The sequence below is a fragment of the Chryseobacterium sp. HR92 genome, from assembly GCF_045689405.1.
Lineage (GTDB): Bacteria > Bacteroidota > Bacteroidia > Flavobacteriales > Weeksellaceae > Chryseobacterium > Chryseobacterium viscerum_A.
This window is the reverse complement of sequence record NZ_CP139139.1, coordinates 4,243,216-4,257,388: the sequence shown is the minus strand read 5'-3', so window position 1 is coordinate 4,257,388 and position 14,173 is coordinate 4,243,216. Positions and strand designations below refer to the sequence as shown.

The 14,173-nt window shown below is 34.9% G+C and carries 15 protein-coding genes; 10 read left to right on the top strand and 5 right to left on the bottom strand.

The annotated features are described in order from the left end of the window. The 5 genes from SFA27_RS19165 to SFA27_RS19145 all read left to right on the top strand — a co-directional run bounded on the left by SFA27_RS19165 (position 1) and on the right by SFA27_RS19145 (position 2,965). The gene (locus SFA27_RS19165) at positions 1 to 1,017 is read left to right on the top strand and encodes an RNA ligase, Rnl2 family (RefSeq protein ID WP_407294306.1); all 1,017 of its coding nucleotides are present in this window, start codon (positions 1 to 3) and stop codon (positions 1,015 to 1,017) included. A gap of 91 nt (positions 1,018 to 1,108) precedes the next feature. Further along, positions 1,109 to 1,672: a metallophosphoesterase family protein gene (locus tag SFA27_RS19160; protein ID WP_407294304.1), complete on the top strand. Its 564-nt coding sequence runs from the start codon at positions 1,109 to 1,111 to the stop codon at positions 1,670 to 1,672. A gap of 88 nt (positions 1,673 to 1,760) precedes the next feature. Further along, positions 1,761 to 1,979 carry an exonuclease domain-containing protein gene (locus tag SFA27_RS19155; RefSeq protein ID WP_407294302.1) on the top strand — a complete coding sequence of 73 codons (219 nt, stop codon included), beginning with the start codon at positions 1,761 to 1,763 and terminating at the stop codon, positions 1,977 to 1,979. A 174-nt stretch (positions 1,980 to 2,153) separates the two neighbouring features. Further along, complete coding sequence (locus SFA27_RS19150) at positions 2,154 to 2,303, top strand: hypothetical protein (protein WP_407294300.1); 150 nt, start codon at positions 2,154 to 2,156, stop codon at positions 2,301 to 2,303. A gap of 110 nt (positions 2,304 to 2,413) precedes the next feature. Further along, on the top strand, positions 2,414 to 2,965 hold the full coding sequence (locus SFA27_RS19145) for an exonuclease domain-containing protein (RefSeq protein ID WP_407294298.1): 552 nt from the start codon (positions 2,414 to 2,416) through the stop codon (positions 2,963 to 2,965). Between the two features lie 67 nt (positions 2,966 to 3,032). Here the strand turns inward: SFA27_RS19145 and SFA27_RS19140 are convergent, their stop codons facing one another. From SFA27_RS19140 to SFA27_RS19130, 3 genes are read right to left on the bottom strand one after another with little or no spacing between them, the layout of a single operon-like run. Next, positions 3,033 to 3,917 carry an alpha/beta fold hydrolase gene (locus SFA27_RS19140; RefSeq protein WP_407294296.1) on the bottom strand — a complete coding sequence of 295 codons (885 nt, stop codon included), beginning with the start codon at positions 3,915 to 3,917 and terminating at the stop codon, positions 3,033 to 3,035. Between the two features lie 5 nt (positions 3,918 to 3,922). Continuing rightward, positions 3,923 to 4,261, bottom strand: a complete 339-nt coding sequence (locus SFA27_RS19135) for a GIY-YIG nuclease family protein (protein WP_047377885.1) — start codon at positions 4,259 to 4,261, stop codon at positions 3,923 to 3,925. Positions 4,262 to 4,268: 7 nt separating this feature from the next. Continuing rightward, positions 4,269 to 4,694, bottom strand: coding sequence for a MarR family winged helix-turn-helix transcriptional regulator (locus tag SFA27_RS19130; RefSeq protein ID WP_407294294.1), 426 nt, complete (start codon positions 4,692 to 4,694; stop codon positions 4,269 to 4,271). 411 nt (positions 4,695 to 5,105) lie between these two features. Between SFA27_RS19130 and SFA27_RS19125 the strand changes: the two genes are divergently transcribed. The 3 genes from SFA27_RS19125 to SFA27_RS19115 all read left to right on the top strand — a co-directional run bounded on the left by SFA27_RS19125 (position 5,106) and on the right by SFA27_RS19115 (position 9,981). Next, on the top strand, positions 5,106 to 5,843 hold the full coding sequence (locus SFA27_RS19125; RefSeq protein ID WP_407294292.1) for a DUF6493 family protein: 738 nt from the start codon (positions 5,106 to 5,108) through the stop codon (positions 5,841 to 5,843). A 94-nt stretch (positions 5,844 to 5,937) separates the two neighbouring features. Then, entirely contained in the window at positions 5,938 to 8,634 is a 2,697-nt protein-coding gene (locus SFA27_RS19120) for a DUF6493 family protein (RefSeq protein WP_264519136.1), read from the top strand. 3 nt (positions 8,635 to 8,637) lie between these two features. Further along, positions 8,638 to 9,981 (top strand): SWIM zinc finger family protein, encoded by a 1,344-nt coding sequence (locus SFA27_RS19115; protein ID WP_407294290.1) that lies wholly within the window; start codon positions 8,638 to 8,640, stop codon positions 9,979 to 9,981. 116 nt (positions 9,982 to 10,097) lie between these two features. Here SFA27_RS19115 and SFA27_RS19110 read toward each other — a convergent pair whose 3' ends face one another. Beyond that, on the bottom strand, positions 10,098 to 10,472 hold the full coding sequence (locus SFA27_RS19110; protein WP_185097847.1) for a helix-turn-helix transcriptional regulator: 375 nt from the start codon (positions 10,470 to 10,472) through the stop codon (positions 10,098 to 10,100). A 146-nt stretch (positions 10,473 to 10,618) separates the two neighbouring features. Here SFA27_RS19110 and SFA27_RS19105 point away from each other — a divergent pair, with 146 nt between their 5' ends. Next, entirely contained in the window at positions 10,619 to 11,365 is a 747-nt protein-coding gene (locus tag SFA27_RS19105; RefSeq protein WP_047377797.1) for a hypothetical protein, read from the top strand. A gap of 361 nt (positions 11,366 to 11,726) precedes the next feature. On the opposite strand, the gene SFA27_RS19100 is transcribed toward SFA27_RS19105, so the two are convergent. Next, entirely contained in the window at positions 11,727 to 12,173 is a 447-nt protein-coding gene (locus SFA27_RS19100; RefSeq protein ID WP_407294287.1) for a VOC family protein, read from the bottom strand. A gap of 433 nt (positions 12,174 to 12,606) precedes the next feature. Between SFA27_RS19100 and SFA27_RS19095 the strand changes: the two genes are divergently transcribed. Continuing rightward, entirely contained in the window at positions 12,607 to 14,127 is a 1,521-nt protein-coding gene (locus SFA27_RS19095) for a TROVE domain-containing protein (RefSeq protein ID WP_407294285.1), read from the top strand. Positions 14,128 to 14,173: the final 46 nt, after the last annotated feature.

Genomic DNA, 14,173 nt, shown 5'->3' with positions numbered 1-14,173 from the left:
ATGATTTTCAAAACATATAATTCTATAGAAAATGCTTACCAAGCCCGCGTGATCGAGCAGATCAGAATACAGGGTTTTGGGGATGAGGTTTTCATAGTACAGGAAAAAGTTCACGGAGCTAATTTCTCTTTCTTTACCGACGGAAAGGAAATTAAAATCGCGAAGAGAACTGCTTTCATCGAAAAAGATGAGAAATTTTTCAATGCACATCAGATGTTGGAACGCTACAGAGAAAATGTAATAGAAGTGTTTCAAAAAGTGAAAGCCATTTACCCGGATGTAGAAACTGTAGTAATCTACGGTGAATTGTTCGGTGGTGGTTACAAACATAAAGAAGTGGAACCCGTAAAAGATGCTGTGAAGGTACAGAAAGGTATTGAATATGCACCTTATAATGAATTTTACGCTTTCGATATTAAACTGAATGGGATTACCTATTTGGATACAGAAGTTGTCAATCAGATTTTTGAAGAGACAGGATTTTTCTATGCTAAAATTTTGTTTCAGGGAACTCTGGAAGAAGCTTTGAAATTCCCCAATGTTTTCAATTCAAAAATTCCGGCTTGGCTGGGATTACCTGAATTGGAGAGCAATATGTGTGAAGGTACCATCGTGAAAACTTTGAAAACCAAATATTTTGGAAACGGAGCCAGAGTCATTCTGAAAAATAAGAATGAAAAATGGGTAGAAAAGTCCAAAATGGTTAAAAAAGAAGGTAAAACTGTTCAAAAACAGATTCATTTCAGTGAAAAAGCTCAGGAAATCTGGGAAGAAATCCAACAATATGTTACAGTCAACAGATTACATAATGTGGTCAGCAAAATCGGCGAATTCGAACCTAAAATGATAGGTAAGGTCATTGGTCTTTTTTCACAGGATATTTTAGAGGATTTCCAGAAAGATTTTCCGGCAGCTTTCCCAGCTATTGAAAAAGATGAGCAGAAAAGGATCAATAAAAAATTGAATTCTTTAGTAATTGATTTTATAAAAGAAGAGTTGATGACTCTTAAAGTGTAGTTTCGGTAATTTTTTTACCGAAACTTTTTTATGTATAACCTTAACCGTAAAGTAATATGATTTTTACGGTAACATTCAAACAATTAAAAAAATGAAACCCAATATATTTTTTACAGCAGACCATCATTTTGGTCATGAGAATATTATAAAATTTTCAGAAAGACCTTTTGAATCTCTGGACCATATGAATGAAGAGCTCATTAAAAGATGGAACGAGAAAATTCAACCCGGTGATACAGTCTACCATTTAGGAGATATGAGTTTAGGAAAACCGGATTTTACAAAGGAAATTTTAGACAGGTTAAATGGTAATATCCATCTGATCAAAGGTAATCACGAAGGAGCTGCTTTAACCTATCCCAAGCGGTTTGCTTCCATCAGAGATTACCATGAACTGAAAATTGATGAACCGGATCAAAACAACGGAAAACAGAAAATCATTCTTTTCCACTACGCGATGCGTACCTGGAATGGCTCACACCGTGGTGTCTGGCAATTATACGGTCATTCACACGGAACCTTGCCGGATGATGAGATGGCACTTAGTTTTGACGTTGGGGTAGACTGCCACAACTTTTATCCGGTTTCCTACGAGGAAGTCAAAGAATTGATGAAAAGGAAAAAATGGACACCTCCATTTGCTCCAAGAAATTAACAATTAACAATAGAAAGGAAGTTGAAGGGTAGGAGGAGTAGAAACCTAACTAAATTCTAACCTCTAGCTTCTAATTTCTAAAAAAATAATGAAAACAACCAACGAGATCATAATTATCGATCTGGAAGCTACGTGTTGGGAAAACGACAGAATTCCCATCGGACAGAAAGTCGATATTATAGAAATAGGGATTTGCAAATTAAACTTAACATCAAAAGCAATTTCCCAAAAACAAAGCATTTATGTAATTCCTGAAAGATCGGAAATCAACAGGTTCTGCACAAAACTGACCGGAATTACCCCGTAGCTGATAGCAGAAAAAGGAATCTATTTTGAGGAAGCCTGTGAAATAATCAGAGATCAATACCATTCTGAACAGCTTACCTGGGCAGGATATGGAAACTTTGATGGAGAACAGATCACAGAACAATGTGATTGGCTCGGCATAAAAAATCCTTTTTCAGAAAATTATCTGAATGTGATGTTTGAATTTAAAAGACATTTCGGACTGTACAAATCAATAGGCCTTAAAAGAGCTCTTGGTCATCTGAACATGGATTTTGAAGGTACTCATCACAGCGGAGCAGACGATGCTTATAACACAGCCAGAATTTTAAGTAAGATTCTGTAATTAGTAATTAGGCTGGAAGCCTGAAGCAGGAGGCTGGAAGTAAATTAGATACTGTAAAACTTCCCTCTTCCCACATTCATCTTCCTCCATAACAATCAAATTTTAAACAAGTGAAAACAACAGAAAATATATTAATCGTAGACCTTGAAGCAACATGTTGGGAAAACCGACCGCCAAGAGGCCAGGAAAGTGAGATCATCGAAATTGGTGTTTGTATCATGAATGCAAAGACCGGTAAGATCTCTAAAAATGAAGGGATTTTAATAAAACCCCAGTATTCAAAAGTAAGCCCGTTCTGTACGGAGCTTACTACCATTACCCAAAATATGCTGGATAATGAAGGAATCATGCTGGATGATGCTTTCGATATTCTGAGAGCAGAATATGATTCAGAAGAACTGACATGGGCCAGCTACGGAAACTATGATCTGAATATGCTTCAGAATCAGGCAAGAAGATTCTATACAGATTATCCTATGAGTGATGACCATATCAATGTGAAAACATTATTTGGTGAAATTCATCCTACCATCAGGAAAAGTGTAGGAATGAACAGAGCTTTGGGTGAATTGGGCCTTACGCTTGAAGGTACACATCACAGAGGAGTGGATGATGCCAAAAACATTGCAAAGATTCTGCATTGGTGCATGAAAAATTGTTAAGTCATCTTAAATAACAATAGATCCATTTAAAAATGAAGGCTGTCTCAAATGATGAGGCAGCCTTTTTTTATTTTGCTAAATCAGAGATCCTGCCATTGATAAAACCATAGAGCTCCTCAGGAATAGAATGTCCCATCCCTTCAATGAGAAGCCATTCAGCATTGGGAATAGAATCCGCAATATCTTTTCCACAATCAGGATGGAAGATCAGATCATCTGTTCCATGAATAATCAAAGCCGGAGCAGTTATTTTTTTCAGCATGTCAGGATTATACTGAAAAGAACCCATAGCCAGAAGCTGCCGGATGATGCCGTTTTTCGTTCTGGAACGGGTAAGTTCTTCTTCAAGCAAAACCTTTTCCTGATTCGGATCAAACAGATATCCGGAACCTGATATTTTTTCTGCAAAATGGAGTTTCTCCCTGAAATACTCTTCTCTATAAAGAAAAGGATCTGCAGATACCTGTGTCATCATAGCCATTACTTCAGGATCTGGTTTAGGGAGGGCAGGTTTTAAGGAAGTTGACATGATGATCGTCAATGATAAAACTCTTTCAGGATAGTATGAACCTAAAATCTGTGCGATGATTCCCCCCATAGAGCGTCCTGCAATATGAGCCTTTTCAATCTTTAAATGATCAAGCATGCCAATAACATCGTTTGCCATATCCATCAAAGTATAAGGAATACCTTCTTTGTTTATCACAGCAAAAACTTCTTCAATACTTTTATCTGAAGGGATTTCTTTTTTTGCATTAAAAACAGAATTTCCAGAATCTCTGTTGTCAAAACGGATTACCCTGAATCCTTTTTCAGCCAAAAGTTTACAGAATTTACTATCCCAACGGATCATCTGGCTTCCTAATCCAGAGATCAGGACTAAATTTTTGGAATTTCCTTCACCAAAAATTTCGTAGCATAAATCTATATCTTGTATGCGAATCGTTTCCATAGAAATTAATACAATTCAGTGGTACTTTCTGAAATTACTTTCTGCTCAGCTTTCTGTATCTCCAGACGGTAGTTGATATATTCATTATTTTGATCAGGTACAATCATGGCAAATTCAAAAGTAAAAAGATCACTTCCCGATTCTGTCCATTCTTTCTGTAATTGAGAATTGGTAAATAACCCGCCATTTAAAAGAAATTTCATCTTATTCACCAACGCTTCCAGATTTAAAGAAGCCTGGATAAACTGTTTTCCATTTAAAGTATTTGTAACAGCAAGAACTCCCATTGTTGTTTTATGATCTTTAGCTTTTTCTCTAAGCTGTTTTTTTAATGCATTTTTCATGTTTTCATTATTGTATATTTCCTCCCAGGTCAAATAAAAATTGATTCACCATCTTTAAAGATTTATTCTTTTTTGAAGAAAGAATTTCTTTTGTAATATGCTCTGCACTTCGCTTTGCCTCTTCAAAGATCTTTTTACCATTAGAAGTGATGACCACATAGCTTACACGGGCATCTCTTTCATTGGTTTCTCTGGCTATCAACCCAATTTTTTCCAAAGGGTTCAATAATCGGGTTACTCCAGATGCTGTAAGACCTGTTTTTTCAGCAAGATCTATTCTTCTCATTTTGCTCTCAGATGAAGAATTAAGGATATAAAGAATAACAAAGTCATTGAATCCCAGACCATGAACGCTCAAAGAATCAAATTTTCTGGCGATTACAGACTGCAGCTTATTAATGTTTATTAAAAATAATAATTCGGTACTTATCATTGAAAAGTGTTTGAGTTATCAAGTATTTTTATTTGGCAAATATATAAAATTTAATGAATTACAATCCTGATTTTAATATTTTAAATAAAATTAACGTATCTGTATAATATATTGACTTAATCATGAAGAGTACAAATTCCGAAATTAAGACACTAAATAATGTGTAAATGTCAAAGTACAGAGTCTTTAACCACTTTTTTGTTAATATATCCTTAAACAGGGAATTGTTTTTAGAGTGTCAAAGTGATACTGGTAGTTGTTTTATTAACTTAATATTTTGTTAAAAAATTCACTTTAATGGGATAATTTACTGTCTGTCAGCCATTTTTTTTTATTTTAGCTGATAAGAATGAATTTATGTTTATTGATGAAGGTTTTAAGACAATGTATTTAAACTGTAAAATAAAGGAGATGGCTCCTTTTCTTAAAAAGCTTACACCAAAAGATAAAAAAGAAGTTGTTGCTCTTTTAAAAAAACATAATAATAAAAAACTGAGCCTTAATACAATTTCTGTATTAGCTTCTTTGATTGGCTGCAAAGCGGGAAATGAGTACAAAGACAAATCCGGATATGATGTGATACCGGTTTATTTTGTCGACGAATTCTTTGAAAATTATTTTCTTGAAAATGCTTCTTTTTTGAACAATGTATTCCATCTTTACCATAGTGTTTATCATAATAGCCTGATCGGAATTTTATATAAGAAACTTTGTTTTTCAGATTCTTTTTTTTCAATGAAAAGCAATAAAATTTCATCAAGTGCTGTTTATCAATATAATACCGAAGAAGAAACGGTGTTTCCGGATGTTTGGATGAAGCTGGATTTATCTTCGCAGCAGATACATTATTTATTCCTCTCTTTGGGACTGTTTAATAAATACGAAACATTCTCTGGTACGGCTTTTGAAGCCTTATTAAACAAGGCAGTTTCGGATGATTTTAAGAAACAGACACTGGGAATATTAATTGGTAAAAAGATCAGTTTTGAATGGCCATCTGTAAAGCAGTTTACAGACAAAGTTTTAAAATTTATCAACCTGATTACTAGTTGTAATATCGCTTTCAGAAAACTGCTGATCCCCATTCTTTCAGCTGTTGAGAAATCAGTTTTTAATGTTAAAAGCTCCCCAAGTTTTGTTATGACCTGATAAAGCAGAACCGAACCAAGCCCATTATCGGACTGTTAGAAGAATGGAAAAAATGAATAACCTGAAACAAATTTATACATCAAATTAGAAGCACATGAAAGAAAGACTTTATGAGATCCTTAATGAGGAAAAAATACATGAGATTATCCCTTTTCTAAAAGAACTTAGCATTGAAGAAAGGAAAACACTGGTGCCCTCTATAAAGAAAATGGACAGGGAGATCAGTAAAATTGTAATGACTAAAAACTCCTACCATACGGCAGGATCTGTAAGCCAGCATTCCATTATTGATATTGCTTCATTTGTCTGTATGGACAAAAAGAACTTCGGTAAAAACTACTGGAGTCTTTTCCGTAATGCAGAACAAACCGAACAGATCCTGGAGTGGGGCTGCCCGGAATGGTTTTCAGACTTTATCAATGAATCTGTAGAAGCTGAATTTACAGCGTTTAACTATAAAGATATTTTAGGATGGACAGAAAAAGGCTATGTAAAGCCCAAACCGGAATTGTTGGGACATCATCTGAGCAATTACCCGGCTGAACTGGACCGCCATCCCGAAACCCTTAATACCCATTTTTGGTATCTATGTGAATATCCTTCTAAATCTTTACCCTTCCGTAAAGAATGGTTTCCTATTGTTCAGAAGCTCATCACGGAAAAAAAGATTGAAAGAAAAAGGTTTTTGAAAGAATGTCTTCTGGCTTCCAACAGAAATTTTAATAAAAATGTAACAGGCTGGTTTATGGATGCGTTTACATCATTAAAACCAACAGAAGAAGAATTGTCTGAGTTGCAGGATGAATTGCTTGCAGGGCTGGCTTCCTCACAGTCAAAAGCTGTGAATACCATATTATCACATTTGAAAAAAATTGTGGGAGTTCCTAATTTTAAAAATGATGAATTTTCCCATTACCTTCCGAATTTACTGAGTTCGGAAGTAAAAACGGTGGTTGTTTCCAGTCTGGTACTTACCGAAAAAATATTCCAGAGAAAGAAAATAGATCCTGAAATGCTGGGAATGGCTTTAAGTACTGCATTTGTCAGCAAAGATGATGGTGTACAGTCAAAAGCTGCGAAGATCATCCTTAAATATATTCCAGCTTCAGAAAATATCATAGAGGCTCTTTCCCATTATTCAGATAATATACTGACTAATGTACGTCCTCTTCTGATAAAATATATTGAAGAAACACAACCAGAGCTGGAGGCAATAGCGTCGAAAAAATTATCCCTGACTACAGAGGAAAATGCGGTGAGAGTACTTCAGAACTTTGAAGATCTGATGTTTTATCTTCCTTTGGCTATGGATGATCCATACAGCCAGCATTGTGATATTGCTTTGACTGGATTTATCCATTTTGCCGGTGATGTAAACGCTGAGTCTGTGAAATTAATAGAACCGGTATTTTTGAAAGCCTGTAAAACAATTGCGAAGTGGGAAGTTCCCTATCTGAATGTTTTATTGTGCAATGCTATTATCAATTATGGCTTGGGTTTACTGGAAAAATATCCTATTCAGCTTAAAAATCTGGAAAAAATTTACCATAAGACCAAAGAAGAGGAAACAGCAAGAGAATCTTACTCCAATTATCAGAAAAAATTGGGGCCAATTGAAAATGTGGGAGCAGACTGCCCTGCCAGAATAGCTTTTAAGGAGCTTGCTATCCATGCATATGAAAAAATAAAATCAGGAGATAAAATCCCGTTATTGTTCCCTGTTACCCATGCTCCATGCTGGATTTCCCCTATTACACTGGTGGAAAGACTGGAGAGCTATCAGAATAATAATATTGAACCCCATCATCTGGATATTCAGCTGGCATTGCAGCGTTGTGCTTTAGACAATACTTCAGAAGCTGTTGTAGAAGTTGAAAGAAGATTAAAAGGAGAATATAAAGAACTGTTACTTTTCTTCTTTGGCAAAAATGTTAAGCCGGAAGGAAAATTTGAACACCCTTCATGGTGGATGACTGCGGGAATTACCCGTTCACCGGAAATAGTGTTTGAAGAATTCAGCAGTTTCGGGTATGATGATATTCCTGTAGAATTCTTTTCAGGGGCTTACAAATGGAAAACCATTGATAATAAGAAAAACTCATACTACCCTGTAGAGCTGAAGATTGTTATCCCTAAATATCATCTTGTAAAAAGAAAAGAACCTTTATTCGTGGAGTATTTCGTTGCCGAACAGAAAGAACTTACCGAAATTCCCGCTTTGATGCTGTGCTTTCCGAACACTCCGGCAAATGCTTTGGCAAAAGTAATCAAGCACTGTCTTTTCTTTTCAGGAATTGCCGAAGTTTATGAAAGAAGTCTGGTTTTGAATACAGCAAATGCGCTTTATCAGGTTAAAAAACCTTTGGATGAAATCGGATATCTGTTCTTAGGAACTATTTTCCTGGACAGCGATAAGACGATCCGCGGTACAGCAGCTGAAATTTGGCTGGAACACGTTTCTTCCCAAACCATGGATAATGCATGGTTAGGTAGAGTGATTGGTCTGCATGAAAAGTTGGAATGGGCACCTGTTAAAAGACTAACAGATCTCATGCAGCATCATATGCTGAATGTCAGTAAGAATCATAATATTGCCCTGGAAGAATTAATTTCCAATATATTGCTTCAAATGGAAACACCGGTAACCAATCTGAAAAAGATTCTGGAAATATACCATGAAGTATTGGCTTTGAATCACTCAGAAGCACATAAAGAGATAATCATAAAACTAGATAGCTGGAAAGAAAACTCGAGTCTGAAAAAAATATGTAGTCTTCTTCTGAAAAAATAGATTATGGAGGATACACTTATTTACAACTATTCAGAAGCATCCTCTTTAGTAAGGAAAGATGCGCTTGAAGAGCTTTTTCTTGCTAAATACAGTGAGGTCCATAAAAATACCGATGTCCCGTGTTTTTTCTGGGGAAATGTCAGGCAGCCTTTTATTTTAGCACGTTGCCTGATTACACTTTCCAATATTGTGAAATCCAGCTTTAATCTGTCTCCGTTTCAGATGGCATTTCTCAAAGATCCGATAGTAACAGCCGGAAATCAAAGATTACGCTTTGAAGGTTTTTCTCACTGTGCCGGAGTCTATGCAAGAGTTGACATACTGCCTGATGGTCTGGAAGGTGAGTTCCTGGAAAACGGAACTACCAATGTTGATTTTAATCAGCCTATGATAAACGCCCTGGGAAGCATCCGCCCAAATGAAAAAATTATACTTTCCGTGGGTGAAAAAGAAGTGGGCCTGTACAAAAAAGAGGAAAAGGTAATAGAAAAAAAGGTTCCTTTACCGGTAAAATGGATCAAAGGACTGGGAACTGTTCAGGTTTATTTATCAGAATCTGAAAAACGGCATACTTTTAATAAAATTCAGACACAGCAGCTGTTCCAGGGAATGCCGAAAGGAACCATAAAGTTGGATTATTATCTGATTGTGAGAGGAAATAAACCCATTTTTTCTCCGGTAAAATCTGTGGATGCTGTTTGTATAGGCGGTCTTCACAGGCTTCGTCTTTTAGAACCATTGCTTCCTTATATTGATTGTATGCAGGTTTTTCCACATTCTAATATGCAGTCTACAACGTGGCAGCTCTATATGGGACATATCAGATTCAGCTTTTCTTTGTCAAGAGAGTGCTGGAGAGGTTTCTCAGGAGAAGGTGCTGTATTGGAAAACCTTATTTCTGAGGTTTCTGATGAGTGGATTGATGCTTTGGATAAGTATGCCTATGCCAATCAATCTTTTGATCCAGCTATACTTGCTCTGAAGGAAGATCTGAGTTTCAGCAAAGCTGATAATATTACAGGAAGACTCGCTGCAATGGGATTACTTGGGTATGATCTTGATGATCATGAATTTTTCTACCGCAGACTTCCTTTTAAATTAAGCCGTATTATTGGCCTCAATCCTCGTATAAAAAATGCCGAAAAGTTGATAGAAGGCGGAAAAGTAGAAATTTTAAATAACAACAAAGAAAGAACAGAAGCCAGAGTAGAAGGAACTGATGTACATCATACGGTAATCATTGAAGAAGAAAAAGAACGCTGTACCTGCGCATGGTTCAGTAAATATCAGGGAGAAAGAGGTCCTTGTAAGCACGTGCTGGCAGTGAAGAAACTTGTAAGCGGTTAAAAATAAAAAAGGACTGATAATGTAATATCCGCCCATTTCTATTTTTTTGTAACTTAATGTTTTTTTTCAGATAATAATTAATGAATTTTATTTTGCCCTTACTAACAATAGCGTAATCATATTTTCAGTTTTTCTAATGTTTTTTTTAGTAATAGATTTTCATGTTTTAAAAACTCTTTATCGTCTTTCAATTCTTGTATATAAGCAAGGTAAGTTTCTCTTTCTGTTGTAAGATATTCATTACCGCCGCCTATAATTTTTTGTTGTAAAGAACTATCAAGTATAAAACTATATGGATGGTCAATAATATCAGCTGGTTTTACTTCTAGAAACTTAGCAATAGTATTTATCTTTTCCAAATCTACTTTGCATCTGCCACTTTCAATCCTAGAATATTGTGACTGTGAAATACCTAGAATTTCTGCCATATAGTCTTGTGAAAAGTCCTTATCTCTCCTTTGTTTTCTGATTTTATCAATGTTGATTTTCATGTTCATAGTTTTGGCAAAAGTAAAAAAAAAAACAAAATATTACATGCATTCTTTATGTATCAAATACATATTTTCATTCACAATATTTTATCATATTTGCTGCGCAATAAAAAATTAATAACATTTTTAAAAATTCATTAAACTTTATGAAAAAACTATTTTTAGCGTTAATCGCTTTAACATTTTCTACTTCAGCATTACTTCATTCTTGTGGTGAAGATACTACAGAGAATCCAACAACTCAATTAGAACAAAAGCAAAAATCAGAAAAATCAGCAGCAAGACAGGCAGGTCAAGATGACTTTGTAACGATAAAAGAAACGACAGGTTTATTATCAGAAACAATAATGAACTTTGGAGCGAAGGAATTAATTAAAAATGATAATACTTATACATTTAGTACTTCTAAGGATTTGTATTTATTAGGAATGCGTGATAATTTAAAGAATTACAGTTTTGATTATATTGATAACACATTAAGTTTTTCAAAAGATGAATCATATCAGATTTATTCTATAGACAATACGTTTTATGTAGAAACTCCATATTATAAAGGTCTTCTTGAAGATGTTGATCAAAAAAACCTAAATGAAGATAGAAAGTTAAACGTGCTTATGATTTTCTTAGGTGAAGTAACATCGGATCCGACATTAAACAAAACTACATTTGATGATTATTCATCTAGAATTGCAGGTGGAGGATGTTCTTTCTTCAATACAGTATACAATGTTGGAGTAGGGATGAATGCTGCTGCTGCACAAGCAAATTTATTACATAATATTATTTCCGATGTTAATGACGGTGATTTGAAAGGTTGTAGAAGTCTGGGCTTATCAGAAAGCACAAGTTTAGGAGTAGTGCATTACGCAACTCAAGCTTGGTGTTGTCCATAATAATCAATTATGTTAGTTACTCCTTATACCATAATATTTGCAACTGTAGTATCTCTTTATATCTACATTCATTCAATTATAATTTTGCAAAAAAAAGAATCAGGAATATTAGACTATTTTATCATCTTTTTTATTCCTTATCTTGGACCAATTGCAATTATAATCTCGTATTATATTAAAAAGGGAAAATAATCTAATTTATAAAAAGAACCATCCAACTACTGGATGGTTCTTTTTAATTTTTTATCAATTTCGGAAAACTAAAAAGCTTTACCGTTTGTATACAATAAATAATTATCTAAAACATGCCAAGAATTATTATGTATCCAAATTTAGTTTCGTGGATAATATTTTTGTAATGCTATTTATATTTCATCCATTCCTCATAACTAAGCACACCTAATTCCGGTTTGCTTTCTCCCTCAAGAATAGAGATAAATTCAAGCTGGTTTCCATCAGGATCATTAAAATAAATGGCCAGTGCGGGCATCCACGCAAATACCATAGGTTCAGTACTTCCGTTTTTTAGAAAATTGTAAGGTTTCAAATTCTTATTTTTCAAAAATTCTACTGAATAATTTAAAATATCTTCTTTACTGCTTGAAAAAGCAAAATGCCTAGTCTGGAGATTTTCCGCCTGTTCCCAGAGTCCTAACATAAATTCTTTTCCCTCTCCAACCCATAGAAAAGCGATAGGTCTGGTTTCATCTCTGTGAGCCAGTTTCAATCCTAACACTTCTGTATAAAACTGTATTGCGTTTTCCAGATTGCTTACCTGTACATGAGTCTCATATATTCCCTTAATCATAGCTTAATTTTAATAATAGCAAAGCTAGAAAACCCTTTCTTAAAAACAGATCAGAGATGATTTCTTTAATGAAAACGAATGATAGAAGGATTTTATAATTAGGAATTAGGAATTAGGAATTAGGAATTAGGAATTAGGAATTAGATTGTCATTAAAGATCTATGTTTATTTTCAATGGGTGGTTTTTAACCTACCTTATAAGTTACCATTTAGCCGAAACTTAAATCTGTGTAATCCGCAAATCCTGAATGTTTATCCAATTGAGATATCCTCTATAAAATCTCCTTTCAACCCATTAAAAAAATAAAATTTTAAAAAAAATTAAAGAAAAATTTTCTACGCAAAAAGATTGCGCAATACTGTTTTTACTTTGCATCAGAAATCAGAGAGGAAATATCAATTCTTCTCCATGTTTAACAAAAAAACAGTAACCATGAAATTTAATTTTTTAAAAAAAGAAAATAAAAAAGTAGTCCTGAACTACGAAGGTGCAAAAGCATATGCCATGACACCTGCAGAAGAATTGTATAGTGCTGTTGTTACAACAGGACTGTCCGATGCCAACTATGAAAAAGGAAACGACAGATTGGAAAGAATCCAGTCTCTGATCAAAAAAAATGATCCTGAATTTGTAGCTAAACTGGCAGTGTATGCAAGAAAAGATATGTATTTGCGCTCCATCCCATTGGTATTGACTACCGAATTGGCAAAGCAGGTTTCCGGTACGGATCTGGTAAGTAAAACGGTAGAAGGTGTGGTCCAGAGAGCAGATGAAATCACAGAATTGCTGGCATACTACCAACTTGCGAATAATAGAACAGATACCAAAAAATTGAACAAACTGTCAAAGCAGATTCAAAAAGGTCTGGTAAGATCATTCAATACATTCGATGAATACCAGTTTGCAAAATACAACAGAAAAGCAGAAGTAACCCTGAGAGATGCATTATTCCTGGTTCACCCAAAAGCTAAGGATGAAAACCAACAAGCTGTTTTCAACAAAATTGCCAATAACACATTGGAAACTCCTTATACATGGGAAGTAGAACTTTCCGTTTTAGGTCAGACGAAATTTGCAAATGATGCAGAAAGAAATTTAGCCTTCAAAAACAAATGGGAAGAACTGATCTTCAGCAATAAATTGGGTTATATGGCAACCATGAGAAACCTGAGGAATATTCTGGAAACGAGAGTATCATCTGATGCAATGAACAAAGTGTGCAGATACCTTTCTGATGAAAGAGCTGTTTCCAATTCAAAACAGCTCCCGTTCCGATTCCTTGCAGCTTATAGAGAGTTAAAAAATATCGATTCTCCTTATCTGTCCTCAGTATTGGAAGCATTGGAAGATGCGGTGGTAGTAAGTGCTAAAAATATCAAAGGCTTTGGTTTTGATACTTCGGTAGTAATCGCTGCGGATGTATCCGGTTCTATGCAGAAAGCGGTTTCCAACAAAAGTAAAATTTTGCTGTATGATATCGGTTTACTGATGTCGATGATTCTTCAGTCACAGTGTAAAAATGTGGTGACAGGTATCTTCGGTGACCGTTGGCTGAGAGTTCCAATGCCTAAAAACGGAATTTTAAGGAATGTAGATGCATTCTACAAACGCGAAGGTGAAGCAGGATATTCTACAAATGGCTATCTGGTGATTGAAGATCTTATCAAAAGAAGAGAATTGGTAGATAAAGTAATGCTTTTCACCGATACCCAGATGTGGGATAGCACAGGGAACAGAAACTCCTTTGAAGATGTATGGGAAAAGTACAAAGCTATCGCTCCTCATGCAAAACTGTATATTTTTGACCTGGCAGGTTATGGAAGACAGCCGCTTGATGTCAGAAAAAATGATGTACATCTTATTGCAGGTTGGTCAGACAAAATTTTCGATGTACTGAATGCGTTGGAAGACAAAAAATCAGCTGTAAAAATGATTCAAAAAGTAGTGCTGTAACAGGCACTGCTTTTAAAATTCAAATGTAATTTAGTAAATCAAAACC